Below are 21,547 nucleotides of genomic sequence, written 5' to 3'. Positions count from 1 at the left end.
TGCTAACGTATGGAATGCATACAACATGAAAGCTGTTTCGATTTAGATGACAGAGAAGATGCACAGCAACTTGAGGTACAAGAAGGAACCGAGATGGTTTCTATTACACAGGCTGCAAAATTGCATAATGTGACACGTCAAGCAATTTACGTGGCAATCAAACAAAAGAAACTAAGGGCTTCTAAAACAACCCGATGGGAAATTGATCTTAAGGATTTGGAAGACTACAAGCGTAACCGTTATTCGAGAAAAAAGTCCCTTTATCAAGGTGAACTACTCTTTGATAACGATAGAGGATATTATTCTGTAAATCAGGTGGCTGATATGCTAGGAATTCCTGTGCAGAAAGTTTATTATGCTACGCGTACAGGAACTATGCGAGGAGAGCGTAAAGGTGCTGCTTGGGTTATCAGTCAATCAGAGATCGATAGATATAAGAGCGATTATTTGAATAAGCAAACAGCGAAGAAAATAAAAGATGCTGCGGTTGAACAAGCTACAGCTACTCCAGAGGATATTGTTTCTTCCGGAACCCTCTTATTTGAGAACGACTAGTTCGTATTTATCTTCTTTTGCCCCTTAGCTTAGCTATTGCTTTTATCTCTTTCGCCCTTCTAATACCTCGTATTTTTTTTATTTTCTATTTATAGCAGATAGATTAAGTCTGCGTGTAAATTTTCATAGAAACTCTGTAGCTTTACTTAGGGATGCAGAGTTTATTTTTTTGCTCGCTTCTAATTTGGTTAATAGAGACGCCCAGAGAGAATTTCTCTTGAAGAAATAAGTAGGTTCAAGGTATCAAGTCTCTTTCGTCTTAGGATTAAAAAAGAATGGCTTGGGAAAACGTACGTGTTAGAGTTGCGCCGTCGCCTACGGGGGATCCCCATGTAGGGACAGCCTATATGGCTTTGTTTAACGAAATCTTTGCAAAACGATTCAACGGAAAGATGATCTTGAGAATCGAGGATACGGATCAAACACGTAGCCGTGACGATTACGAGAGGAATATTTTCTCCGCTCTTGAGTGGTGTGGTATTCAATGGGATGAGGGACCAGATGTTGGCGGTCCTTATGGACCCTATAGACAATCAGAGCGCACAGAAATCTATCGAGAGTATGCCGAGCTTCTTTTAAAAACAGATTACGCTTATAAATGCTTTGCTACGCCCAAAGAGCTTGAGGAAATGCGAGCTGTTGCCACTACTTTGGGATATCGTGGAGGGTATGATCGCCGTTATCGTTATCTTTCTCCAGAAGAAATAGAAGCTCGGACACGAGAGGGTCAGCCTTATACCATTCGATTAAAAGTTCCTCTTACCGGTGAATGTATTCTTGAAGACTATTGCAAGGGCAGAGTTGTTTTCCCTTGGGCAGATGTTGACGATCAAGTTCTTATGAAATCCGATGGTTTCCCCACATATCACTTCGCTAACGTGGTAGACGACCATCTTATGGGTATTACACATGTTCTTCGTGGAGAAGAATGGCTGAGTTCCACTCCTAAACACCTGCTTCTTTATGAAGCCTTCGGTTGGGAACCACCTACATTCTTACATATGCCATTACTCCTCAACCCGGATGGAACAAAGCTATCTAAAAGAAAGAATCCTACTTCGATCTTTTATTATCGTGATGCCGGATATATCAAAGAAGCCTTTATGAATTTCCTTACTCTCATGGGCTATAGCATGGAAGGAGATGAAGAGGTGTATTCTTTAGCGAAGCTTATTGAGAATTTTGATCCTAAGCGGATTGGAAAATCTGGAGCGGTTTTTGATACCCGCAAGCTAGATTGGATGAATAAGCACTACCTAAATCATGAGGGATCACCAGAAAGTCTATTAGCTAGACTGAAAGACTGGTTAATCAATGATGGGTTTTTCTTAAAAATTCTTCCCCTATGTCAATCTCGGATTGCGACACTTGCAGAATTTGTAGGACTAACAGAATTTTTCTTTTCAGTTCTTCCTGAGTATTCAAAGGAAGAGCTTTTACCGGCAGCAATTTCTGAAGAGAAGGCTGCTATCGTTTTTTACAGCTATGTAAAGTACTTAGAAAAAGCTGATTTATGGGTTAAGGATCAGTTTTATTTGGGTTCTAAATGGCTTTCAGAGGCTTTTCAATTAAACCATAAGAAAGTAATTATACCACTTCTTTATGTGGCTATTACTGGGAAAAAACAGGGATTACCCTTGTTTGACTCTATGGAGTTGTTGGGGAAACCTCGTACACGTATGCGCATGGTTCACGCACAAAATCTTCTTGGGGGAGTCCCTAAGAAGATTCAAACAGCTATTGATAAGGTTCTTAAAGAAGAAGATTTTGAAAGCAAGATCCTAGAATTTTAGTTCTACAGAGTGGCAAGGCTCTTACTATTTAGAGTTTGCAAGATAAAACTATATATTTTGTGGATAAGATGCTTGAAATACTGACTTAGCTAGGGAGAACTCTAAAGAGTTTGCCTGCTTAGTCAGAGGAATACGTCCTTGTGCAAGAATGTAGCTACGGGGAGGAGGAGCATAGGAACAGCTCGAAACAAATAGAGATACAAAGAAAACCATATGTAAAAAAGAAAATCTTCTCATTTCCCAACTCCCTATTTGTTTAAATGTTAGAACAACATTTGTTTTATTATCTATTAATTAAAAGTATTATTTTATAACAAAAACACAGCCTCTTAATAACCAGAGATTTATGGTGAATAAAAAAAATCTTATCTATCACTGTGGTCAGCATAAGTTATTCATAATAATACTCTTCTAATTCCTTCTATAATACAGTCCTATCTAATGGACCTTCTTTAGTTAATACTCTAGTTTTGTTTTTGCTATCAGAAAAATAATTAGTTTAAGAAAAATATAAATAGAAAAAAGAATTGATAAAATTTTTATTTTCTATTGTAATATTGTTCATGGGAAAGTGCTTTATTAATTATTAAAAATTGAAAGGGTTTTTTAATAAGAAATCAAGCGCGTTAAGTTTTCTAATTAGAAAGGAGTTATAAACTTATGAAGAAAGCTGTTTTACTAGCTGCAGTATGTTGTGGTGTTGTTGGCTTAAGTAGCTGCTGCCGTATCGTAGATTGCTGTTTTGAAGATCCTTGTGCACCTAAGTCCTGCAATCCTTGCAACGCTTTCAACAAGAAAGACAACGCATGCAGTCCTTGCGGTACCTATACACCTTCTTGCTCCAAGCCTTGTGGCTCTGAGTGTAGTCCAGGAGTTCAAGGGCCTCAAGCTAAAGGTTGTACATCTCCAGACGGTAGATGCAAACAATAAGTAACGGTTCTTAACTATTTACTTAAATTGGTTAGGTAGTTAGGAGGTAAATTATTTCCCTGCTAACTGCCTTTATGAAAATAAACTTAAATGTTGAGGGTAAGAGTTCGTAACTTTCTACCCGATGGCAGAAGAAAAAATAACACACGCGATAGGAGATCCCTATGTCCAAACTCATCAGACGAGTAGTTACGGTCCTCGCGCTAACTAGTATGGCGAGTTCATTTGCCAGCGGGAAGATAGAGGCCGCTGCTGCAGAGTCTCTTGCTACAAGATTTATTGCTAATGCTGACACCTCAGATGACAATATCTTGCAGACAACAGCCAAGAAAATTAGATTTGGCCGTAATAAAAATCAAAAACAAGAACAAAAAAATAATGGCCCTTGCTGTGATAAAGAATTTTATCCTTGTCAAGATGGCTCATGCCAATCATCAGTAGATACAAAACAAGAGTCTTGCTACGGCAAAATGTATTGTGTGCGTGTTAACGATGATTGTAACGTTGAAATTAGCCAAGCTGTACCTGAATATGCAACAGTAGGATCTCCTTATCCTATTGAAATTCTTGCTGTAGGTAAAAAAGATTGCGTTAATGTCGTTATCACTCAACAACTTCCTTGTGAAGTTGAATTCGTAAGCAGTGATCCTGCTACAACACCTACTTCTGACAGCAAGTTAATTTGGACAATTGATCGCTTAGGTCAAGGCGAGAAGTGCAAAATTACTGTTTGGGTAAAACCTCTTAAAGAAGGTTGTTGCTTCACAGCTGCTACTGTATGTGCTTGCCCAGAGCTTCGCTCTTATACCAAATGCGGACAACCTGCTATCTGCATTAAGCAAGAAGGCCCTGATTGCGCTTGCTTACGTTGCCCAGTTTGTTACAAAATCGAAGTTTGCAACACAGGTTCTGCTATAGCTCGCGGTGTTGTGGTTGATAACCCAGTACCCGATGGTTATACTCACGCTTCAGGACAGCGCGTTCTTTCCTTTAACTTAGGAGATATGCGTCCTGGTGATTTCAAATCATTCACTGTAGAATTTTGTCCTCAAAAAAGAGGAAAAGTTACTAACGTTGCTACTGTATCTTATTGCGGGGGACATAAATGTTCCGCTAACGTAACTACTGTTATCAACGAGCCTTGTGTACAAGTAAATATCTCTGGAGCTGACTGGTCTTACGTATGTAAGCCTGTAGAATACACAATTGTTGTATCTAACCCAGGTGATCTTAAACTTTACGATGTTGTTATAGAAGATACAGCACCATCAGGAGCTACGATTTTAGAAGCTGCTGGAGCTGAAATTTGCTGTAACAAAGCTGTATGGTGCATTAAAGAAATGTGCCCAGGAGAAACTCTCCAGTTTAAAGTTGTTGCTAAAGCTCAAAGCCCAGGCAAATTCACAAATCAAGTTTCAGTAAGAACAAATTCTGATTGTGGATCATGCACTTCTTGCGCAGAAGTTACAACTCATTGGAAAGGTCTCGCAGCTACTCATATGTGCGTCATCGATACCAATGACCCTATTTGTGTAGGTGAAAATACCGTATACCGTATTTGTGTAACCAACCGCGGTTCTGCAGAAGATACTAACGTTTCATTAATCCTTAAGTTTTCTAAGGAATTGCAACCAGTTTCTTCTTCAGGTCCAACAAAAGGAACTATTACAGGTAATACAGTAGTATTTGATGCGTTACCTAAACTAGGTTCTAAAGAATCTGTAGAGTTTTCTGTAACATTGAAAGGGGTTGCTCCTGGAGATGCTCGCGGAGAAGCTATTCTTTCTTCAGATACTTTAACAGTACCTGTAGCAGATACGGAAAACACACACGTTTATTAATCCTTTTAAATTCCTTTAAAAGTTCTTAAACGAAAAAGCCGTCCTAGATTTTATCTGGGGCGGTTTTTTTTGTTTTCTGCCTATTAAGAATTTTTTGAATTTCTTGGAGGCCCGTCTTTATAAAATCTAAAAAAATTCAATTAAAAATTTTAATTAATACCGGAGTTGGTTAAACTTTTTCGTCTTACGTGTTTAGAGAAGGAGTTTAACATGACAACAGGTGTATCAAATAGCAGCGATGTCTTAGTCGATCTAATCAAGCCAGGATTAGAGGATGTAATGAAAGACGAAACAGTCCAGGTAACTTTGATTAATTCCGTATTGGGATGGTGCAAAGTACATATAGTTGATCCAGTAAGAACATCAAAAATTGTACAATCGAGAGCATTTCAAATTACGATGATCGTGCTAGGAGTTATCCTACTTGTTGCTGGTTTGGCTTTAACTTTTGTACTGCAAGGTCAGCTTGGCAAAAATGCCTTCTTATTCTTAATCCCTGCGGTTATCGGTTTGATTAAACTTCTAACAACCTCAGTGTTTATGGAACAGCCTTGTACTCCAGAAAAATGGCGTTTATGCAAACGTCTTTTAGCAACAACTGAAGATATTCTAGATGATGGGAAAATTAACCAATCAAATACGATTTTCACTACGGAAAGTACTGATGCAACGAGTACATCTACATCTAGTTAAAACGGAATAGTCATTAACTTTGTAACATCTTGAGACATTAGGAGGCATTTAGCCTCCTAAAGAAATGGCAGACTTACCGTGTCTTAAAAGAATCATATCTTTTAAAATATTCACAGATTCTTCCATTTGTAAATCATTGCTTCCAAAAGGTCGAACTGCATCTGAGGGATCTTTTAGTTCGTCTAAAAAGATCTTATAGTTTTTATTTTCACTTAGTCGTTGTTTACTGTTTGCAGTTAACTGAGGAAGCATCTCTCTCCACACAGTCTCTTCTTTCTGTAAATTTGGAGTATAGTACTTTTGAAACCATGGACGCATATGGGAGTCCAGATCTCCTAAATTATCATTCATCACATTGTCACAGCTATCCGCAGGTAGGGGATGTTCTAGATAACGTTCTCCTAAAGGTTCTTCAAAATAGCGCGAAGCGATATGGATATCAGAGCGCACACCTTGAAGTTGTGTAGACTTTCCAGAAGGAGAGTAGTATTTCCCTACAGTAACTTTGAAGAATCCCTCTTTATCAGAATCTGCAGTAATTGTTTGATGTTGGATTGTCCCTTTCCCATAAGTCTGTTCATCACCAACAATTATAGCTACGCCATAATCTTGTAACGTTTGAGCAACAATTTCTGCAGCAGATGCGGAACTTTTCGAAACAAGAATGGTTAAAGGACCGTCATAGAATTTCTTAGGAGACACCGTACGGTAACGTTTGATACTGCCATCTGCATATCGGGATACAACGACAACTCCGTTAGTCATAAACAATCCTGAAACTTTAATTGCTTGCGAGAGAAAACCTCCTGTATTCTCTCGGATGTCTAAAACTAGCCCTAGGAGATTCTTGTCTTGTAGACCTTGAATCGCTCGTTTTAGATCTTGTTCACTAGAGATTTGATTTTCACCCTCATAAAAAGAATGTAGAGTGATCTTTCCAATAACCCCGTTACCATAAGACTCATAGGAAACATCTACACGACGATCATCTAAACTGATCTTTTCACGTCTTAATTTCACCGTACGGTTTTGCTCTTGACTATGCACATCTAAGATGACTTCAGAGTCTCGAGAACCTCTAAGACAGTCTAGTACAGCTCTAAAGGGAAGATTCTCTATACTTCTACCATCAACACGATAAATTACATCATCAATATGCAAGTCGCCAGATTTGTCCGCGGGTCCTCCAGGAATAATCTCTTTTACAATAACTCCATCGATATCTTCTTTTAGGATTACACCAATTCCACACATTCCTTTTTCCAATTGAATGCGCATAGCAAGGGCTTCATCTTTACTAAAGTATGTTGTATGGGCATCCAGACTGTGAGCCATAGCCTTGACGACACGAACATGGAAGTGATGAGACTCCTCTTGAGGTGACATGGGGTTTCCATAATCATTGATGCCTAAATAAGGGTTCTCATATGCTTCGAGTTGACGTACACAGAGACTGGTTAAAGAGGCTTCCTTTCCTTGATATCTATCTCTGGAACTATCCGATAGATATACAGAAATATAGGAGAGGAGTAAAGAACGCTGCCTCTCTTTTACCTCTTGGGTAGACTGTGCCCATTGCTTAGGTTTTCTAATAAGTACATGTGTGGAGGCTTCTTTAACCAAGGTCTCGGGATCAGATAGCCATTCAGTTCGCCACTGACGTGCTCGAATAATGCTATCTTTAACTACACGATTTAAATTCTGATACACCGAAAAATTATTTGTTTTATAATTTTTCAATAGGCGCTTTTTGATGTCTGTAGATTGGATAAAATTACTTACTTCTTGTTCTGTAAGATAAGCTTTGTGAGGATCAAATGATTGGGAGTATCCTATTAATGAGCGTATGAGAATATCAGAAGAGATGTCTTGCACATCCACATGATATTCAATTAGCTTATCAACAGTTTTCCGGATGTCTTCTTCATGCAGTAATTCAGAAGCAAAAGAGAGACTAGGGAAGCATGTTAGAACAAGAGCGCAAAGACGTAGTATTTTTATCATTACAAATATCTTTGTTGATCACGGATACTCGTAACATCGACAAAAAATCCTCGGGCTTGAGCGAAGATTTTCAATCTCAAAAAAAAACTATTTAGAATAAACAGGTTGGTAAAAAAAAATATTCTTTCTAAGATGGCGGAGCGAAGGGACGTAATGTGTTAAACACATCACAAAGGGTGTTGATCAATAGTATTCCGGCTGCAATGAAAACTAAGAAGGAACCAATAACAAAGTAGGCTCCGGAAAAAGGTAGTGTTGCTTGGGGAAGGAAACTTAAACCAGAAAAAATCAAAGCAAGAATTAAAAATACAGCAGCCATTGCAATCATCACAACATTACGCGAAGAAGCGTACACTTGTTGTTGATAATCTGTGCGTAAAGAATTGACTGGAATTTCCGTGTTCATGGGTTCCCTTCGAACTAAAGAACAAATATTATAAAAAAAATGACATAAGAAAACACTTAAAATAAAAGTTTTAAATCTAATATTGCAACTTAGATTGTTTTTGAGATTCTTTTATGCATTATCTTTATTTTTTCGCATTGATAGCTTCTTTCTTAATTCCTGGAGCCCTTCCTTGTGCATACGCTGAAGATTTTCCTTGGATAGCACCTAAATCTCTTGCCATACTCGGTAGCCCTTTTATTGATGTCGTCCTCGATGTTCACGGAGAATTTATTGAAAGTTGCAATTTGAAAATCGGGGAGATACAGACTATAAGTGCTTCTGATGTGAAAAAAATTTTTTTTATGTATAAAGGAGTTTTTCCAGAAAATCCTATCCGAGTGACAAGGAAGGAGCCTCTAAGTCTTACAGAAGATCAGCTCGCAAACCTGGGTATCACGAGTTTGCGTAACGGAAATCCTTACTTTAATTATCTAAAACAGACGGAATATGGCCCCGCATTTAATGAATTAGATCAATTTCGTCTAGTCTTGCGTTGTCCGAATCAAGAAGATACTTTATGTTATTTTCTTCAAAACGTTCCCGAATGTTCAACAGAACTGTGTCTATCGCCAGACGGGGGCTATGCTCTGATTGATAGTGAATTGTTCATTTCTGGCTGCTGTATAGAGAGTTTTTTAAAAAAGACTGGAAGCCAGGCGCAGAAAATCATGCTTGATCTCAATAACTCACGCATTGCTTATGAGTTTAGAGATCGGATTTGGTCATTGTTACCCCACGTAAACGTTCTTTTTTTGTCTGAGAGTTCAATAGAAGCTTTAACTGGTATTTCGAATGCGACTATAGCAAGACGTTTGCTTTCTCGTGTTATCCCTATGATATTCGTACAAAATGTATCCGAAAATGAATCGTATATTTATTTTATCCAAAACGGAAAAGAAACAGCTTATTGTTCAAAACAAGATCTCCAGCAAATAGTTTTGGGATTTCTTTTTGGTTATATTAACAATAATGTAGTAGATTATTGTTTTCACTCTGCTGATCTTTTGATTGATAATGCCTAATTTCTTCTCCTATGAAGGTGAAGACTCGTTTTTTTTCAATTCTAAAACTGAAAAATAAGTTTTTCATATTAGAATGATTTTTTTGAATATCAGATGATTATATGCTGATTCCCATCTAAAAATAAGCCCTTGCAAACAAAGGGATCCTTACTCTATATTTTCCCCCTTATAGTAGTTAGGTTGAATTGAGAAGGATACATGCCAACCATTAATCAATTAATACGTAAAAAGCGTCAATCTAGCGCGTCTAGAAAGAAATCTCCAGCCTTGCAGAAATGTCCACAGAGACGTGGTGTATGCCTACAAGTGAAGACAAAGACTCCTAAAAAGCCGAACTCAGCTTTGCGTAAAGTTGCCTGGGTGCGCTTGTCTAACGGCCAAGAAGTCATCGCTTACATTGGTGGTGAAGGCCATAATTTACAAGAGCACAGCATTGTTTTGGTTCAAGGCGGCAGGGTTAAAGATTTGCCCGGTGTTCGTTATCATATTGTTCGTGGAGCTCTAGACTGTGCTGCTGTCAAAAATAGAAAACAAAGCCGTTCTCGATACGGAGCAAAGCGTCCTAAGTAGGACTATTCTTTATTTAGGAATGAGAAGTTAGAGGTTAATTTATATGTCAAGACGACATGCCGCTGAGAAGAAAGTAATTCCAGCAGATCCCATCTATGGAAGCGTAACCCTAGAAAGGTTCATTAATAAAGTTATGATGCATGGGAAAAAAAGCATCGCTAGGAAGATAGTTTATTCTGCTTTAGATAGATTTTCTAAGAAAATAGGAGCGGAGAATGTGCTAGAGGCTTTTGAAGAAGCCTTGGAAAATGCAAAGCCTTTGCTTGAAGTTCGCTCTCGTCGTGTTGGTGGAGCTACATATCAAGTTCCTGTAGAAGTTGCTTCGGGACGAAGAGACTGTTTGGCTATGCAATGGATTATTAAACACGCTAGAGCAAAGCCTGGAAAATCTATGGAGATGGGATTAGCAACTGAGCTCATTGATTGTTTCAATAAACAGGGAGCTACTATTAAAAAACGTGAAGATACCCACCGTATGGCTGAAGCTAATAAAGCATTTGCTCATTATAAGTGGTAAAATAATATTTAATCTCGGTTTGGAAGAGGCATAACAAGTTCATGAGTGATCAGGAATTCGATTTAAGCAAAATTAGAAACATCGGTATCATGGCACATATCGATGCGGGAAAAACGACAACTACAGAAAGAATTCTTTATTACGCTGGAAGAACTCATAAAATTGGTGAGGTTCATGAAGGCGGAGCTACCATGGACTGGATGGAACAGGAGCAAGAAAGAGGTATTACTATTACCTCTGCTGCAACAACTGTTTTCTGGCTAGATTGTAAAATCAATATTATTGACACTCCTGGACACGTGGACTTCACTATTGAAGTTGAGAGATCTCTTCGTGTTTTAGACGGTGCCGTAGCTGTATTTGATGCAGTGTCTGGAGTTGAGCCTCAATCAGAGACTGTGTGGAGACAAGCGAATAAGTACGGTGTTCCCCGGATTGCTTTCGTAAATAAAATGGATCGCATGGGTGCGGATTACTTTGCGGCCGTAGAATCTATGAAAGAAAAACTTGGTGCTAATGCCATTCCTGTGCACTGTCCTATTGGCGCTGAAAGCCAATTTGTTGGAATGGTGGATCTGATTTCGCAAAAGGCTCTATATTTTCTAGATGAAACTCTAGGTGCTAAGTGGGAAGAACGAGAAATTCCTGAAGAACTTAAAGAGAAATGTGCAGAACTTCGGTATGCACTTCTTGAAGAACTTGCTACAGTAGATGAAAGTAATGAAGCTTTCATGATGAAAGTTCTCGAAGATCCAAATTCTATTACCGAAGAAGAAATCCATGATGCGATGCGCAAAGGGGTTATTGAAAATAAGATCAATCCCGTATTGTGTGGAACTGCCTTTAAGAATAAAGGTGTCCAGCAGCTTCTCAATGTTATTGTAAGATGGTTGCCTTCACCTAAAGATCGTGGTGTAATCCATGGAATTAATCTAAAGAACAACGAAGAAGTTCATTTAGAACCTAGAAAAGACGGCCCTCTAGCTGCTCTTGCGTTCAAAATTATGACAGACCCCTATGTTGGTCGTATCACCTTTATCCGTATCTATTCAGGAACTCTTAAAAAGGGTTCAGCTATTCTTAACTCCACTAAGGATAAAAAAGAGCGGATTTCTCGTTTATTAGAGATGCACGCTAATGAAAGAACCGATAGAGACGAATTTACCGTTGGGGATATCGGTGCTTGTGTAGGTTTAAAATATTCAGTTACAGGGGATACGCTTTGCGACGATAATCAGGAAATTGTTCTTGAGCGTATTGAAATTCCTGAACCTGTGATTGATATGGCTATTGAGCCAAAATCTAAGGGAGATAGAGAGAAATTAGCTCAAGCATTGAGTGCTCTTTCCGAGGAAGATCCTACTTTCCGCGTTACTTCAAACGAGGAGACAGGACAAACAATTATTTCTGGGATGGGTGAGCTACATTTAGATATTCTTCGCGATCGTATGATTCGCGAATTTAAAGTGGAAGCTAATGTTGGCAAGCCTCAAGTTTCTTATAAAGAAACAATTACCAAGAATGGCAAAAGCGAAACAAAATACGTGAAACAGTCTGGTGGTCGTGGACAATATGCTCACGTTTGCCTCGAGATTGAGCCAAATGAACCAGGGAAGGGCAATGAAGTTGTCAGCAAAATTGTTGGCGGTGTTATTCCTAGAGAATATATCCCAGCAGTTATGAAAGGTGTAGAAGAAGGCTTAAATACAGGTGTTCTTGCTGGTTATGGTTTGGTAGATGTTAAGGTCAACATTGTGTTTGGATCATATCACGAGGTAGATTCCAGTGAAATGGCATTTAAAATATGCGGTTCAATGGCTGTGAAAGAAGCTTGCAGAAAAGCCACTCCGGTGATTCTAGAACCTATTATGAAAGTTGCGGTAACGACTCCTGAGGATCATTTAGGAGATGTTATTGGTGATTTGAATCGTCGTCGTGGAAAAATCTTAGGCCAGGAATCTTCACGAGGTATGGCACAAGTAAATGCCGAGGTTCCTTTAAGTGAAATGTTTGGATACACAACATCTTTAAGATCCTTGACTTCCGGAAGAGCAACATCAACAATGGAACCAGCCTTCTTTGCTAAGGTTCCTCAAAAAATTCAAGAAGAGATTGTTAAGAAGTAAGGAATATATGAAGCAGCAAAAACAGAAAATTCGTATTCGTCTGAAAGGATTCGATCAGGGACAGCTAGATCGATCAACCGCAGATATTGTTGAGACTGCTAAAAGAACAGGCGCTCGTGTAGCAGGTCCTATTCCTTTGCCTACGAAGAGGGAAGTGTACACTGTGTTGCGTTCTCCTCACGTACACAAGAAGTCTAGGGAGCAGTTTGAAATTCGTACGCATAAGCGTTTAATAGATATCTTAGATCCTACAGGAAAAACTATAGATGCCCTAAAAATGTTAGCTCTTCCAGCAGGAGTTGATATTAAGATCAAGGCTGCATAGGTTAAATTGACTCGGCCATGCATTTAGTAGAGAAATTTAAGGCTCAGAGGGTTTCTCTTCTCTCACGAGAGCTCATTTCTTGTTGCGATTCTACCATTGCTTCTTTTGATGCAGGCCATGTCTATCAATTATTTCTTAGTACAACAGATTCTAATCTACCTTATAAGGTAGGGGATTCTTTGGGCGTATTCCCAAAGAATCCTATAAGTGTTGTTGAGAAGATTCTCGAATGTTTAAGTTATTCTCCAAAACAACTGGTACAGACTCGAGAATCCTCTCACGTTACCTTCTATGACTTCTTAAGATGCTACGCAAATGTAGATAAACTTCCTGCGAAGCTTAGGTCCTTTTTCCCTGATACAGAAGATTCTATAAATTTTTATGATGCTATACAGAAATATAAACCTAGTATCCCTATAGAGCTATTTGTACAAAGTGTCTTACCTCTACTACCTCGCTTTTATTCGATAGCCTCTGCTCCACATCCTCAGGAAAAAAAAATAGAACTGCTAGTTAGGCTTGTAAGTTATCCTGGGGAGTATGAGCAGCGTCATGGAGTGTGTTCTTTCTTTTTATGTAAGGAATTAGAGCTAGATGAGAGCTGTTATGCATACGTACAGCCTACCAAACATTTTACCATTGGGGATTACATTCATAATAAACCCATTGTCATGATCGGCTCAGGAACCGGAATAGCTCCATATAAAGGTTTCTTACAACAGCGTATTTACAATAAAGATCCAGGAACGAACTTACTCTTTTTTGGAGAACGATTTGAGAAGGCGAATTTCTATTATCAAGATTTTTGGAAACAAGCTATTGAAAACCAGTTGTTGCAGCTTTTTTTAGCTTTTTCTCGCGATGGGGATCAGAAGATCTATGTACAAGATCTACTCAGAAAAGAGGCGGATACGGTCTTAAAAGCATATGAAGGGGGGGCGTATTTCTTTGTTTGTGGAAGTAAGGTTTTGGGAAGTGAAGTTAAAAAGACTCTAGAAGATATTTTGGGGAAAGATAAGCTCTCCCAATTGAAGGAAGAGCGTCGTTATGTTATCGATGTCTATTAATTGCAATACTCCATAACTGTGAGTACGCAAAAACATTGTACACCATCACCACAGCCAAAATCACTCAAACCTTCCCCAGAGGTTGCAGTAATGCCTACGGATCCTAGAGGAATATTTAAAGCAGAGGCAATACTTTGTCTCATAGCAGAGAGTTTTGGAAGAAATTTAGGACGATTTCCTTCAATAGTAATAGCTACATGAGAAATCATTTGGTTCGATTTTAAGGATTTTATAGCTTCGGATAAATACACACTACTGTCGGTAATACCACGAGTATGGAAAAGTTCATCGGCAACTTCTCCTAATATGATTCTATGAGTTACAGAAGAGATGGCGTTGCAAATAGCGTGGAAGACAATATCGCCATCAGAATTTGCTTGGAAACCAGGACTATTTTCAAAGATTACCCCAGCTAAAGTGCAGGGTTTTGCAGAACTTTCGGAAAGGAAACGATGGCTATCTTGCCCGATTCCTACACGATAAATCCATTGCGGTTTAGGCAAAGGAGAGTCATTTTCTGCGTTCATATTTATTGTACCGTTTTAATATTCCTTATTTTGAGATCGTCGCTCTTTAATTGGGATGTAAAATCGCCGTAGGCTCAATTTTACCGTGGTTGAGAATCTCGTGAGAAAATATACAAAATAATCAGAATTCACGCACCTATACATACATAAAAATTCTTCTATGTAAGAGTTGACCAGTCTGTAAAAATATTATTTTAATCTTTTAAAGATATATTTTTAATTTATATAAAAATAGATAAGGTGATTTATTTTTAATATAGAAAGGTTAATAATGTTATAATTTTTTATTATAACACAGATTTTAATTAGAGTTATGCAGATTAGATTCGAGACAAATCAGGATTTTGACGATAGAGTAGGACAAATATTTCCTAGAAGTTGTTATATGTTATTTCCTAGAGATGATGAAGGTATATGGGATATCTCTTATGATTGGGATTTAACGAATCCTACGGCTTTGAAAAATTCAGCTTTAGCAGTGATTCCTGTGATTGGTTCAATCATTGGGTTAATCAAGTTATTCAGCGTATGGTCTGTCAATCTACGCGGCGAAAGTAAAAGAAAAATACTTGTTTATACAGTCACCGGATTAATGGAATTTTGTGGTCTAGGGATTGTTACCTTAGTGCTAAAAATTCTTTGTTTATTTTTTAAAATTATTTTTTCTAGAAATAGAAGAGAGCAAATTCTTCCTGAATATCCTCAAGATCGCAGTCATGCATCTTCCGGTCTGATTTTTTCGTAAACTCTTTGATTAGAGTTTATGTTCTTAGAAATATCATTGCTTTAAAGCGAATATTTCCCTATGATAACCTACTGAAATGGCTGGATAGCTCAGTTGGTAGAGCAGAGGATTGAAGATCCTTGTGTCGTCGGTTCGACCCCGGCTCCGGCCATACTCGGTTAACGTTCAACGTGTCTAGTTTTTCTTGGAAAACTAAAATCAAGGACTTTGTATTTTTTTATAATTTCAGGGTTTGCTAAAGTATTTGGCAAATCTATTGAGTCCTAAGCACAGAATAAAGAATCATAAGGAAAGAATTAATGAAGTCTTACGCGATAATTCAGACCGGAAGCAAGCAATATCAGGTTACTGAAGGGGATGTAATTGACGTCGAATTGTTAGACGGCGTTTCCGAGGGACAAGAAGTTGTTTTCGATCAAGTGTTGTTTACTTTTGATGGATCTAAAGTTTCTTTAGGGACTCCTACGGTAAAGAATGCTGTAGTAAAAGGTCAGTTGCTTTCTCGAGTTCGTGGAGAAAAAGTAACGGCCTATAAATACAAAAGACGTAAAAATTATCATCGTAAGACTGGTCACCGTCAGAATTACCTTAGAGTAAAAATTAGTAATCTAGTGATGTAATCGACTGGTGGATAACTAAAGGATTTTGAAATGGCACATAAGAAAGGTCAGGGAGCAAGCCGTAACGGTCGCGATTCAGAGTCAAAGCGTCTCGGCATGAAAGTGGGCGCAGGACAAAGAGTTTCCACAGGAAGTATTCTTGTAAGACAAAGAGGCACTAAGTGGCATCCTTCTCAAAACGTGGGTAGAGGTCGTGACGATACTTTATTTGCTTTAATAGATGGTATTGTTGTCACTAAGAAGACAGATCGTACATATATTTCTGTTCTTCCAGAATAAGTCTTAAAAGACTCTTCAAAAACCAATTATCTAGGAAGCTCTGTTTTTTGCTCACGCATAAAACGGGGCTTTTCTGTTTTAGCAGCGTTTGCGATTTAGGGATAAGTATACAATGTTTTTAGATCAAATTACTATAGAGTTACGTGCTGGTAAAGGCGGTAACGGTGTCGTAGCTTGGAGAAAGGAAAAGTATCTACCGAAAGGTGGCCCTTATGGTGGTAACGGCGGTGTTGGTGGATCTATTGTTATCGAATCAGCTACACATGTATACTCTTTTGAATCCTATAGGAATATACGCTTTTTAAAGGCTGAAGATGGACAATCTGGAGCAACTAATAATCGTTCTGGGAGAAACGGAAAAGATTTGGTTTTGGTAGTTCCTGAAGGAACGTTATTACGTGATGTAGAGACTCGAGAGATTCTTTATGATTTTGCCAAAGACGGAGAACGTTTAGTTATTTGTCGTGGAGGCAAAGGTGGGAAAGGAAATACTTTCTTTAAGACATCTACCAATCGTGCTCCTACAAAAGCTACTCCAGGAAAACCTGGAGAAGTACGGCAAGTCGAGCTAGAGTTAAAACTCATAGCAGATATTGGTCTTGTAGGCTTCCCAAATGCTGGTAAATCCACGTTATTTAATACTCTTGCTAAAACAGAAGTTAAAGTGGGGGCATATCCATTTACTACACTTCAGCCTGTATTAGGGTTGGTTCCCTGTCAGGAGAGATTGTACCAGAAACCATGGATTATCGCAGATATTCCCGGAATCATAGAAGGTGCTCATCAAAATCGTGGTTTGGGATTAGATTTTCTAAGGCATATTGAACGCACTAGATTGTTATTATTTGTTATTGATATTTGTGGATGCGAGAGATCCTCTCCCGAAGAAGATCTACGTATTCTCATGGACGAACTTTTACATTATAAAGAAGATCTTGCTGATAAAGGCAGGATCATCGCTTTAAATAAAATCGATGATCTTCTTCCTGATGAAAGACAGGAATGCCTAGAGAATTTTCAGAGACTCTTTCCCTCTGAAAAATTTGTGATGTTATCTGGACTTACCGGGGAAGGTGTGGATCTACTGAATAGTCTTTTTACAAATAGACTTACTGTATAAGCAATACCCATCAAAATAGCGATCGTTGGTCCTGCAGGAAAATCTAGGGCATAGGCAAGGACAATTCCGGAAAATGAGCATAGAATGTTTAAGAGAACGGAAACAATCATAATGTTGACCATTCTATAGGAAAACCTACAAGCGATCGATATAGGCAAAACAAGCATGCTTAGCATTAAGATAACACCCATGATGTAAATCAGCATAACAATGGTAATTGCCGTTAAAATTAGTAAAAGGAAATACCACGTTTGTACAGAGTAGCGACTGAGCATCATGTATTTTTCATCGAAACATAGTGCAAGGAATCTCGTATGACAGAGCGCTACGGTTGTGAGAACAACAACGTCTAGTATCCCTAAGCTATAGAGATCATGAGTAGTTACCCAAAGAATATTTCCGAAAAGAAAATTCACTAGCTCTGAATTAAAAGCAGGGAGTTGGGAGATAAAGATAATTCCGATTGCCATGCCTACGGACCAAATCATAGCAATGAGGGCATCCTCTCTTTCTTGATACTTGAGATGAATTTTTCCAATACAGATTGCTAGGATTATTGCTCCAACTATAGCCCCGTACATAGGAGAAAATTCAAGATTCAGTCGATATTGAATCCATAAGGTAAGACCAATTCCTCCTAAAATAGAATGGGAGATACTTCCACTAATAGAAACAATACGTTTCACTACGATGTATGTTCCCACAACTCCCCCAGCAATAGATGCTCCTAGGGCTGCAAGTAGAGACGGGAAGAGTAGCGCGGGAAGGATATGATCAAAAAAAGAAATCATAGATCAGCCTTTTTTTCGAAAGAATCGCAGCAAAACTCTTGAGATATTGTTGGTGTATTGGTCAATGTTGTTAGAGTTCTGCTCATATAAAATACTTTATTGAAGTGACTAGTTGTATGATGCAAATCATGTGTGATCATAAGAATCGTACACTGGGCATTAAGTTCTGTGAGAATCTGTAGGATGCGTTGTTGATTTTCAGGATCGATATTTGCTGTGGGTTCATCAAGGATGAGTAGTTTAGGATGAGATGCCAGGGCTCTAGCGAGTAGTACTCTCTGTATCTGTCCTCCAGATAGATGGGAAAAGCAGGTATCCTTATGATGCAAAAGATCTACGGTCTCTAAAGCTTGCTCAGCAGATTCATGATCATATTTAGAGTATTTCCCATGCCAGCGGAGAAAAGAAAGCCTTCCTGATAGAACAACTTCTTTTACAGAAATAGGGAAGGAAAAATCGTAAGAGAAGTGTTGTGGAACCCATCCAATAGTTAATTCCGATTCTTTTCTACATGTAGAAAATGTTTCTAGAGTTCCTAAAGTAGGTTTTAATAAACCTAACATGAGCATAGCTAAAGTTGTTTTCCCACCACCATTAGGTCCTATAATACCGACAAAATCTCCTTCATGAATCATGAAAGACACATTATTGATGATCCAAGAGCTTTTTGGTCCATAGCGGAAGGAAAGATCTTTAACGAGTATTTGTACTGTCATAAATTAGCAAGAGTTGTTGCTATAGTTTTCAGATTATTTATAACGTTTTCTTCATAGGGATCTAAGTTTACCGTATCCATATGGAAGCGTTCAGCGAGCATAGCACTACTGCGTTTGCCTGCATGACGGAGTAAAATCATAGATGAAATCCCGTGTTCACGAATACTTTGAGCAGCACGGACAACATCTTTTGGGGAGGGATCAGCATGATTACTTTTTTCCACAACATGTTGGGAAAAATTGTAATCTCTACAGAAATAGCCAAAAGCTCCATGCGCGACTAAAATATGACGCTGCTTAGCGGAGGCTGTGATTTCTTGAATTTCTACGTCTAGGGTTTCAAGAGTCTTAAGTAATTTTTCTCCATTACTTTGATATAATGCAGTGTGTTCTGGGAAATACAAGCATAGGGCCTCTACGATAGTAGCTACTTGTATTTTCAAATTTTTGGGACTTAACCAGGTATGAGTATCAAAACTATGAAAATGATGAGCGCATCCTGTATATCCAGGAATTACTTGAATATTTTTATTGAGGTCTACTTGGGGACAAGAAACATTTTTCTCACAAGACTTTTCAAAGTTTTCTCCCATACGGAACCAAAGTTGCGCACGAAGAAATTTTTCCATGTGTCGGGGAGACAACTCATAGGTATGAGGATCATAGTTATTAGTAACTATAGAGCATACCTCGCAAGTCCCCTCTGCTATCTGCTCAACTAGAAATTTATAAGGGACTATACTAACAAGGACATGTTTTTGTTCTGTTTTAGAGTCTCCAAAAGTATGTGAGCACCAGAAAAGGAACAAAATAAGGATGAATATTCTACGCATGATCTAAATAGATTGATGAATTTAGCTATTATCCTATTGACCCACAATTTTAATAAAGAGTGAATTCAAAATAGCTTTGTAGATTTTTTAAAAATCCTTTGTATTCAGACGAATCTTGATAAAAATGGATGTATTGGGATATCTTCAGTTCAAGTTTTTCGAAAGAATATCCTTATTTGGCTAGTGGAGAGGTGTCCGAGTGGCTTAAGGAGCACGCTTGGAAAGCGTGTGTGCGTTAACGCGTACCGAGGGTTCGAATCCCTCTCTCTCCGTCAATTTCTAGCAATCTATTCTTCCTCATCCCATCAATCTATTAATTGAAAATAAAAGTTGAGAAATATCCTTTTGTATTTTTTATTCTTGTATATCAAGGATATTTGCTTTAACCTGTCTTGATTTTTTAATTCTCTAGAACCTCTAAACGTGTGAATCTTTGCTGTTTAGATGAAAAAAGTTCTTAGAACCTGCTCGAGTTAATACTTGCGAAGGGAGTTGCGTTCATTTCTGTTCTTAAGGGTTTTTCTTTAGGGATATTTTAACCTCTTCTCTCTTGCGTAAACGTGTGCATATGTAGGGAGGAAACCTTTGGAAGAAGACTTTTTCAAACTCATTCTAATCACCAATAGACAGAACTCTCCAATAGAGGGATATCTTGATTTTGTATCCGAGTGCGTACAATCTGGGGTGACTGCTGTTCAACTTCGTGAAAAAGAGCTTTCACATAGGGAGATTTTAAGTTTTGGAGAAGCATTAAAGTCGATCCTAGATCCTTTGGAAATCCCTTTAATTATCAGTGATAGTGTATCTGTATGTTTGGATTTGGATGCGTCAGGTGTTCATCTAGGGCAGACAGATGGAGATGTTATAGAGGCCAGAGAGCTTCTAGGCCCTGATAAAATTATAGGGTGGAACGTAAATACTCTTGATCAGCTTCTCAATGCCAATACTTTACCGATTGATTATTTGGGATTAAGCGCGATGTTTGCTACTCAGAATAAACCCGACGCCACTAATCTTTGGGGATTTTCTGGTTTGGAACAGGCTGTTTCTCTATGTGAACACCCTATAATTGCTATTGGTGGCATCGATGAAAGTAATGCCGCTGAAGTAGTGGAAGCTGGCGCTGCAGGTATTGCTGCTATTGGAGTATTTCACTCTGCTCAAAATGCGAGTTTAGTAACAAAAACACTAAGAGAAATTGTTGATAGGGGACTTAGATGTTAGAACGAATGAATGAAGCATTACAACGCTTAAAAAAGGAAAAACCCGTAGTTTTGAATATTACGAATTACGTTTCTATGGATTTTCTTGCAAATTGCTTTCTAGCTATCGGGGCTTCACCTATTATGAGTGTATCCGATTTAGAGTTAGAAGAATTAATAGGATTAAGTTCGGTTGTTTATCTTAATATTGGAACTCTTGATCATCTATTTATTCAGAGATCTTACAGAGCGGTAGATATTGCTTTAAGACAAAATAAGCCTGTGATTTTCGATCCTGCAGGTTCAGGAGCTACAAAAATTAGGACAGAAGTTTCTCATCATTTGCTTGCACATGCTACGATTGTTCGGGGAAATGCTAGTGAAATTCTCTCTTTTGGAGATGTCCCTACGAAAACACGTGGTGTGGATTCTGTTAACACTACTCATGATGCTAAAGATATGGCAATCGCTTTAGCTAACGAATGTTTATGTGGTTGTGCTATTGCTGTTACCGGTGCTATAGACTTTATCACTGATGGGAATCGTAGTGCAACTATAGAGCTCGGAGATCCATTAATGTCTCGCGTTACGGGGATGGGTTGTTCTCTAACTGGGGTGCTTGCTGCATTTAGATCGGTGATAGATGATTCTTTTGAAGCTACACGATTAGGCGTAGAATATTTTACTCTTTGTGGAATGCTTGCTCGTGAACGCTGTGAAGGTCCAGGATTGTTTAAGGCTTATCTTCTGGATGAGTTGTATGCTGCAGACTTTGATAGAATGCGTCGTTATTATGAGCAATAGAGATATCTAGATTATATTC

At 38.4% G+C, this 21,547-nt stretch carries 24 protein-coding genes and 2 tRNA genes; 19 read left to right on the top strand and 7 right to left on the bottom strand.

Annotated features, from left to right (window positions below; translation table 11 throughout):
• The first annotated feature begins 9 nt into the window (after window positions 1-9).
• The gene (locus O6937_RS00530) at window positions 10-555 is read left to right on the top strand and encodes a helix-turn-helix domain-containing protein (RefSeq protein WP_213240293.1); all 546 of its coding nucleotides are present in this window, start codon (window positions 10-12) and stop codon (window positions 553-555) included.
• 275 nt (window positions 556-830) lie between these two features.
• Window positions 831-2,348, top strand: a complete 1,518-nt coding sequence (gene gltX, locus O6937_RS00525) for a glutamate--tRNA ligase (protein WP_213240295.1) — start codon at window positions 831-833, stop codon at window positions 2,346-2,348.
• Window positions 2,349-2,396: 48 nt separating this feature from the next.
• Here gltX and O6937_RS00520 read toward each other — a convergent pair whose 3' ends face one another.
• Complete coding sequence (locus tag O6937_RS00520) at window positions 2,397-2,585, bottom strand: hypothetical protein (RefSeq protein WP_332389781.1); 189 nt, start codon at window positions 2,583-2,585, stop codon at window positions 2,397-2,399.
• Between the two features lie 423 nt (window positions 2,586-3,008).
• Here O6937_RS00520 and O6937_RS00515 point away from each other — a divergent pair, with 423 nt between their 5' ends.
• The 3 genes from O6937_RS00515 to O6937_RS00505 all read left to right on the top strand — a co-directional run bounded on the left by O6937_RS00515 (window position 3,009) and on the right by O6937_RS00505 (window position 5,812).
• Window positions 3,009-3,278 carry a small cysteine-rich outer membrane protein gene (locus O6937_RS00515; protein ID WP_213240299.1) on the top strand — a complete coding sequence of 90 codons (270 nt, stop codon included), beginning with the start codon at window positions 3,009-3,011 and terminating at the stop codon, window positions 3,276-3,278.
• Window positions 3,279-3,442: 164 nt separating this feature from the next.
• Window positions 3,443-5,119, top strand: a complete 1,677-nt coding sequence (gene omcB / locus O6937_RS00510) for an outer membrane complex protein OmcB (protein ID WP_213240301.1) — start codon at window positions 3,443-3,445, stop codon at window positions 5,117-5,119.
• Window positions 5,120-5,329: 210 nt separating this feature from the next.
• Entirely contained in the window at window positions 5,330-5,812 is a 483-nt protein-coding gene (locus O6937_RS00505; RefSeq protein WP_213240304.1) for a cysteine-rich outer membrane protein, read from the top strand.
• A gap of 48 nt (window positions 5,813-5,860) precedes the next feature.
• Here the strand turns inward: O6937_RS00505 and tsp are convergent, their stop codons facing one another.
• Window positions 5,861-7,816 carry a tail-specific protease Tsp gene (tsp, locus tag O6937_RS00500; RefSeq protein ID WP_213240306.1) on the bottom strand — a complete coding sequence of 652 codons (1,956 nt, stop codon included), beginning with the start codon at window positions 7,814-7,816 and terminating at the stop codon, window positions 5,861-5,863.
• Window positions 7,817-7,943: 127 nt separating this feature from the next.
• Complete coding sequence (locus tag O6937_RS00495) at window positions 7,944-8,222, bottom strand: hypothetical protein (protein ID WP_213240308.1); 279 nt, start codon at window positions 8,220-8,222, stop codon at window positions 7,944-7,946.
• 113 nt (window positions 8,223-8,335) lie between these two features.
• On the opposite strand from O6937_RS00495, the gene O6937_RS00490 reads away from it, so the two are divergent.
• The 6 genes from O6937_RS00490 (at window position 8,336) to O6937_RS00465 (ending at window position 13,891) form a co-directional block, all read left to right on the top strand.
• Entirely contained in the window at window positions 8,336-9,286 is a 951-nt protein-coding gene (locus O6937_RS00490) for a hypothetical protein (protein WP_213240310.1), read from the top strand.
• A 198-nt stretch (window positions 9,287-9,484) separates the two neighbouring features.
• Window positions 9,485-9,856 carry a 30S ribosomal protein S12 gene (gene rpsL, locus O6937_RS00485; protein ID WP_006342868.1) on the top strand — a complete coding sequence of 124 codons (372 nt, stop codon included), beginning with the start codon at window positions 9,485-9,487 and terminating at the stop codon, window positions 9,854-9,856.
• A gap of 43 nt (window positions 9,857-9,899) precedes the next feature.
• Window positions 9,900-10,373, top strand: coding sequence for a 30S ribosomal protein S7 (rpsG, locus tag O6937_RS00480; protein WP_213240312.1), 474 nt, complete (start codon window positions 9,900-9,902; stop codon window positions 10,371-10,373).
• Window positions 10,374-10,414: 41 nt separating this feature from the next.
• Window positions 10,415-12,499 carry an elongation factor G gene (gene fusA / locus O6937_RS00475; protein WP_213240314.1) on the top strand — a complete coding sequence of 695 codons (2,085 nt, stop codon included), beginning with the start codon at window positions 10,415-10,417 and terminating at the stop codon, window positions 12,497-12,499.
• Window positions 12,500-12,506: 7 nt separating this feature from the next.
• Window positions 12,507-12,824 carry a 30S ribosomal protein S10 gene (rpsJ, locus tag O6937_RS00470; protein WP_332389780.1) on the top strand — a complete coding sequence of 106 codons (318 nt, stop codon included), beginning with the start codon at window positions 12,507-12,509 and terminating at the stop codon, window positions 12,822-12,824.
• A 17-nt stretch (window positions 12,825-12,841) separates the two neighbouring features.
• On the top strand, window positions 12,842-13,891 hold the full coding sequence (locus O6937_RS00465; protein WP_213240316.1) for a sulfite reductase flavoprotein subunit alpha: 1,050 nt from the start codon (window positions 12,842-12,844) through the stop codon (window positions 13,889-13,891).
• On the opposite strand, the gene ispF is transcribed toward O6937_RS00465, so the two are convergent.
• Window positions 13,888-14,418: a 2-C-methyl-D-erythritol 2,4-cyclodiphosphate synthase gene (gene ispF, locus O6937_RS00460; protein WP_213240318.1), complete on the bottom strand. Its 531-nt coding sequence runs from the start codon at window positions 14,416-14,418 to the stop codon at window positions 13,888-13,890. The two genes, O6937_RS00465 and ispF, sit on opposite strands and share 4 nt — an antisense overlap.
• Window positions 14,419-14,731: 313 nt before the next feature.
• Here ispF and O6937_RS00455 point away from each other — a divergent pair, with 313 nt between their 5' ends.
• The 5 genes from O6937_RS00455 (at window position 14,732) to obgE (ending at window position 17,182) form a co-directional block, all read left to right on the top strand.
• Window positions 14,732-15,163 (top strand): hypothetical protein, encoded by a 432-nt coding sequence (locus O6937_RS00455; RefSeq protein WP_213240320.1) that lies wholly within the window; start codon window positions 14,732-14,734, stop codon window positions 15,161-15,163.
• 78 nt (window positions 15,164-15,241) lie between these two features.
• A tRNA-Phe gene (locus tag O6937_RS00450) sits at window positions 15,242-15,314 on the top strand.
• 148 nt (window positions 15,315-15,462) lie between these two features.
• Window positions 15,463-15,783, top strand: coding sequence for a 50S ribosomal protein L21 (gene rplU / locus O6937_RS00445; protein ID WP_213240322.1), 321 nt, complete (start codon window positions 15,463-15,465; stop codon window positions 15,781-15,783).
• Between the two features lie 30 nt (window positions 15,784-15,813).
• Window positions 15,814-16,062, top strand: coding sequence for a 50S ribosomal protein L27 (rpmA, locus tag O6937_RS00440; protein ID WP_117273882.1), 249 nt, complete (start codon window positions 15,814-15,816; stop codon window positions 16,060-16,062).
• 112 nt (window positions 16,063-16,174) lie between these two features.
• Window positions 16,175-17,182 carry a GTPase ObgE gene (gene obgE / locus O6937_RS00435; protein ID WP_332389779.1) on the top strand — a complete coding sequence of 336 codons (1,008 nt, stop codon included), beginning with the start codon at window positions 16,175-16,177 and terminating at the stop codon, window positions 17,180-17,182.
• On the opposite strand, the gene O6937_RS00430 is transcribed toward obgE, so the two are convergent.
• Genes O6937_RS00430 through O6937_RS00420 form a run of 3 tightly spaced genes read right to left on the bottom strand, consistent with a single transcriptional unit; the run spans window position 17,080 to window position 19,522 of the window.
• Complete coding sequence (locus tag O6937_RS00430; RefSeq protein WP_332389778.1) at window positions 17,080-17,973, bottom strand: metal ABC transporter permease; 894 nt, start codon at window positions 17,971-17,973, stop codon at window positions 17,080-17,082. The genes obgE and O6937_RS00430 overlap by 103 nt on opposite strands.
• Window positions 17,970-18,689, bottom strand: coding sequence for a metal ABC transporter ATP-binding protein (locus O6937_RS00425; RefSeq protein ID WP_332389777.1), 720 nt, complete (start codon window positions 18,687-18,689; stop codon window positions 17,970-17,972). The genes O6937_RS00430 and O6937_RS00425 overlap by 4 nt, the downstream gene beginning before the upstream one ends.
• Window positions 18,686-19,522, bottom strand: a complete 837-nt coding sequence (locus O6937_RS00420) for a metal ABC transporter solute-binding protein, Zn/Mn family (RefSeq protein ID WP_332389776.1) — start codon at window positions 19,520-19,522, stop codon at window positions 18,686-18,688. The genes O6937_RS00425 and O6937_RS00420 overlap by 4 nt, the downstream gene beginning before the upstream one ends.
• Window positions 19,523-19,707: 185 nt before the next feature.
• Here O6937_RS00420 and O6937_RS00415 point away from each other — a divergent pair.
• From O6937_RS00415 to thiM, 3 genes are all read left to right on the top strand, one after another.
• A tRNA-Ser gene (locus tag O6937_RS00415) sits at window positions 19,708-19,794 on the top strand.
• Between the two features lie 313 nt (window positions 19,795-20,107).
• Window positions 20,108-20,746, top strand: a complete 639-nt coding sequence (gene thiE / locus O6937_RS00410; protein WP_332389775.1) for a thiamine phosphate synthase — start codon at window positions 20,108-20,110, stop codon at window positions 20,744-20,746.
• On the top strand, window positions 20,740-21,528 hold the full coding sequence (thiM, locus tag O6937_RS00405; RefSeq protein WP_332389774.1) for a hydroxyethylthiazole kinase: 789 nt from the start codon (window positions 20,740-20,742) through the stop codon (window positions 21,526-21,528). The genes thiE and thiM overlap by 7 nt, the downstream gene beginning before the upstream one ends.
• The last annotated feature ends 19 nt before the right edge of the window (window positions 21,529-21,547 follow it).

The sequence above is a fragment of the Chlamydia sp. 04-14 genome (assembly GCF_036632095.1).
GTDB lineage: Bacteria > Chlamydiota > Chlamydiia > Chlamydiales > Chlamydiaceae > Chlamydia.
This window is presented reverse-complemented; position numbering and strand designations above follow the sequence as displayed.

What these genes read in the sequence shown, in the direction of transcription:
- O6937_RS00530 (WP_213240293.1), top strand. Translation starts at nt 10, where the DNA reads ATGGAATGCATACAACATGAAAGCTGTTTCGATTTAGATGACAGAGAA.
- gltX (WP_213240295.1), top strand. Translation starts at nt 831, where the DNA reads ATGGCTTGGGAAAACGTACGTGTTAGAGTTGCGCCGTCGCCTACGGGG.
- O6937_RS00520 (WP_332389781.1), bottom strand. Translation starts at nt 2,585, where the DNA reads ATGAGAAGATTTTCTTTTTTACATATGGTTTTCTTTGTATCTCTATTT.
- O6937_RS00515 (WP_213240299.1), top strand. Translation starts at nt 3,009, where the DNA reads ATGAAGAAAGCTGTTTTACTAGCTGCAGTATGTTGTGGTGTTGTTGGC.
- omcB (WP_213240301.1), top strand. Translation starts at nt 3,443, where the DNA reads ATGTCCAAACTCATCAGACGAGTAGTTACGGTCCTCGCGCTAACTAGT.
- O6937_RS00505 (WP_213240304.1), top strand. Translation starts at nt 5,330, where the DNA reads ATGACAACAGGTGTATCAAATAGCAGCGATGTCTTAGTCGATCTAATC.
- tsp (WP_213240306.1), bottom strand. Translation starts at nt 7,816, where the DNA reads ATGATAAAAATACTACGTCTTTGCGCTCTTGTTCTAACATGCTTCCCT.
- O6937_RS00495 (WP_213240308.1), bottom strand. Translation starts at nt 8,222, where the DNA reads ATGAACACGGAAATTCCAGTCAATTCTTTACGCACAGATTATCAACAA.
- O6937_RS00490 (WP_213240310.1), top strand. Translation starts at nt 8,336, where the DNA reads ATGCATTATCTTTATTTTTTCGCATTGATAGCTTCTTTCTTAATTCCT.
- rpsL (WP_006342868.1), top strand. Translation starts at nt 9,485, where the DNA reads ATGCCAACCATTAATCAATTAATACGTAAAAAGCGTCAATCTAGCGCG.
- rpsG (WP_213240312.1), top strand. Translation starts at nt 9,900, where the DNA reads ATGTCAAGACGACATGCCGCTGAGAAGAAAGTAATTCCAGCAGATCCC.
- fusA (WP_213240314.1), top strand. Translation starts at nt 10,415, where the DNA reads ATGAGTGATCAGGAATTCGATTTAAGCAAAATTAGAAACATCGGTATC.
- rpsJ (WP_332389780.1), top strand. Translation starts at nt 12,507, where the DNA reads ATGAAGCAGCAAAAACAGAAAATTCGTATTCGTCTGAAAGGATTCGAT.
- O6937_RS00465 (WP_213240316.1), top strand. Translation starts at nt 12,842, where the DNA reads ATGCATTTAGTAGAGAAATTTAAGGCTCAGAGGGTTTCTCTTCTCTCA.
- ispF (WP_213240318.1), bottom strand. Translation starts at nt 14,418, where the DNA reads ATGAACGCAGAAAATGACTCTCCTTTGCCTAAACCGCAATGGATTTAT.
- O6937_RS00455 (WP_213240320.1), top strand. Translation starts at nt 14,732, where the DNA reads ATGCAGATTAGATTCGAGACAAATCAGGATTTTGACGATAGAGTAGGA.
- rplU (WP_213240322.1), top strand. Translation starts at nt 15,463, where the DNA reads ATGAAGTCTTACGCGATAATTCAGACCGGAAGCAAGCAATATCAGGTT.
- rpmA (WP_117273882.1), top strand. Translation starts at nt 15,814, where the DNA reads ATGGCACATAAGAAAGGTCAGGGAGCAAGCCGTAACGGTCGCGATTCA.
- obgE (WP_332389779.1), top strand. Translation starts at nt 16,175, where the DNA reads ATGTTTTTAGATCAAATTACTATAGAGTTACGTGCTGGTAAAGGCGGT.
- O6937_RS00430 (WP_332389778.1), bottom strand. Translation starts at nt 17,973, where the DNA reads ATGATTTCTTTTTTTGATCATATCCTTCCCGCGCTACTCTTCCCGTCT.
- O6937_RS00425 (WP_332389777.1), bottom strand. Translation starts at nt 18,689, where the DNA reads ATGACAGTACAAATACTCGTTAAAGATCTTTCCTTCCGCTATGGACCA.
- O6937_RS00420 (WP_332389776.1), bottom strand. Translation starts at nt 19,522, where the DNA reads ATGCGTAGAATATTCATCCTTATTTTGTTCCTTTTCTGGTGCTCACAT.
- thiM (WP_332389774.1), top strand. Translation starts at nt 20,740, where the DNA reads ATGTTAGAACGAATGAATGAAGCATTACAACGCTTAAAAAAGGAAAAA.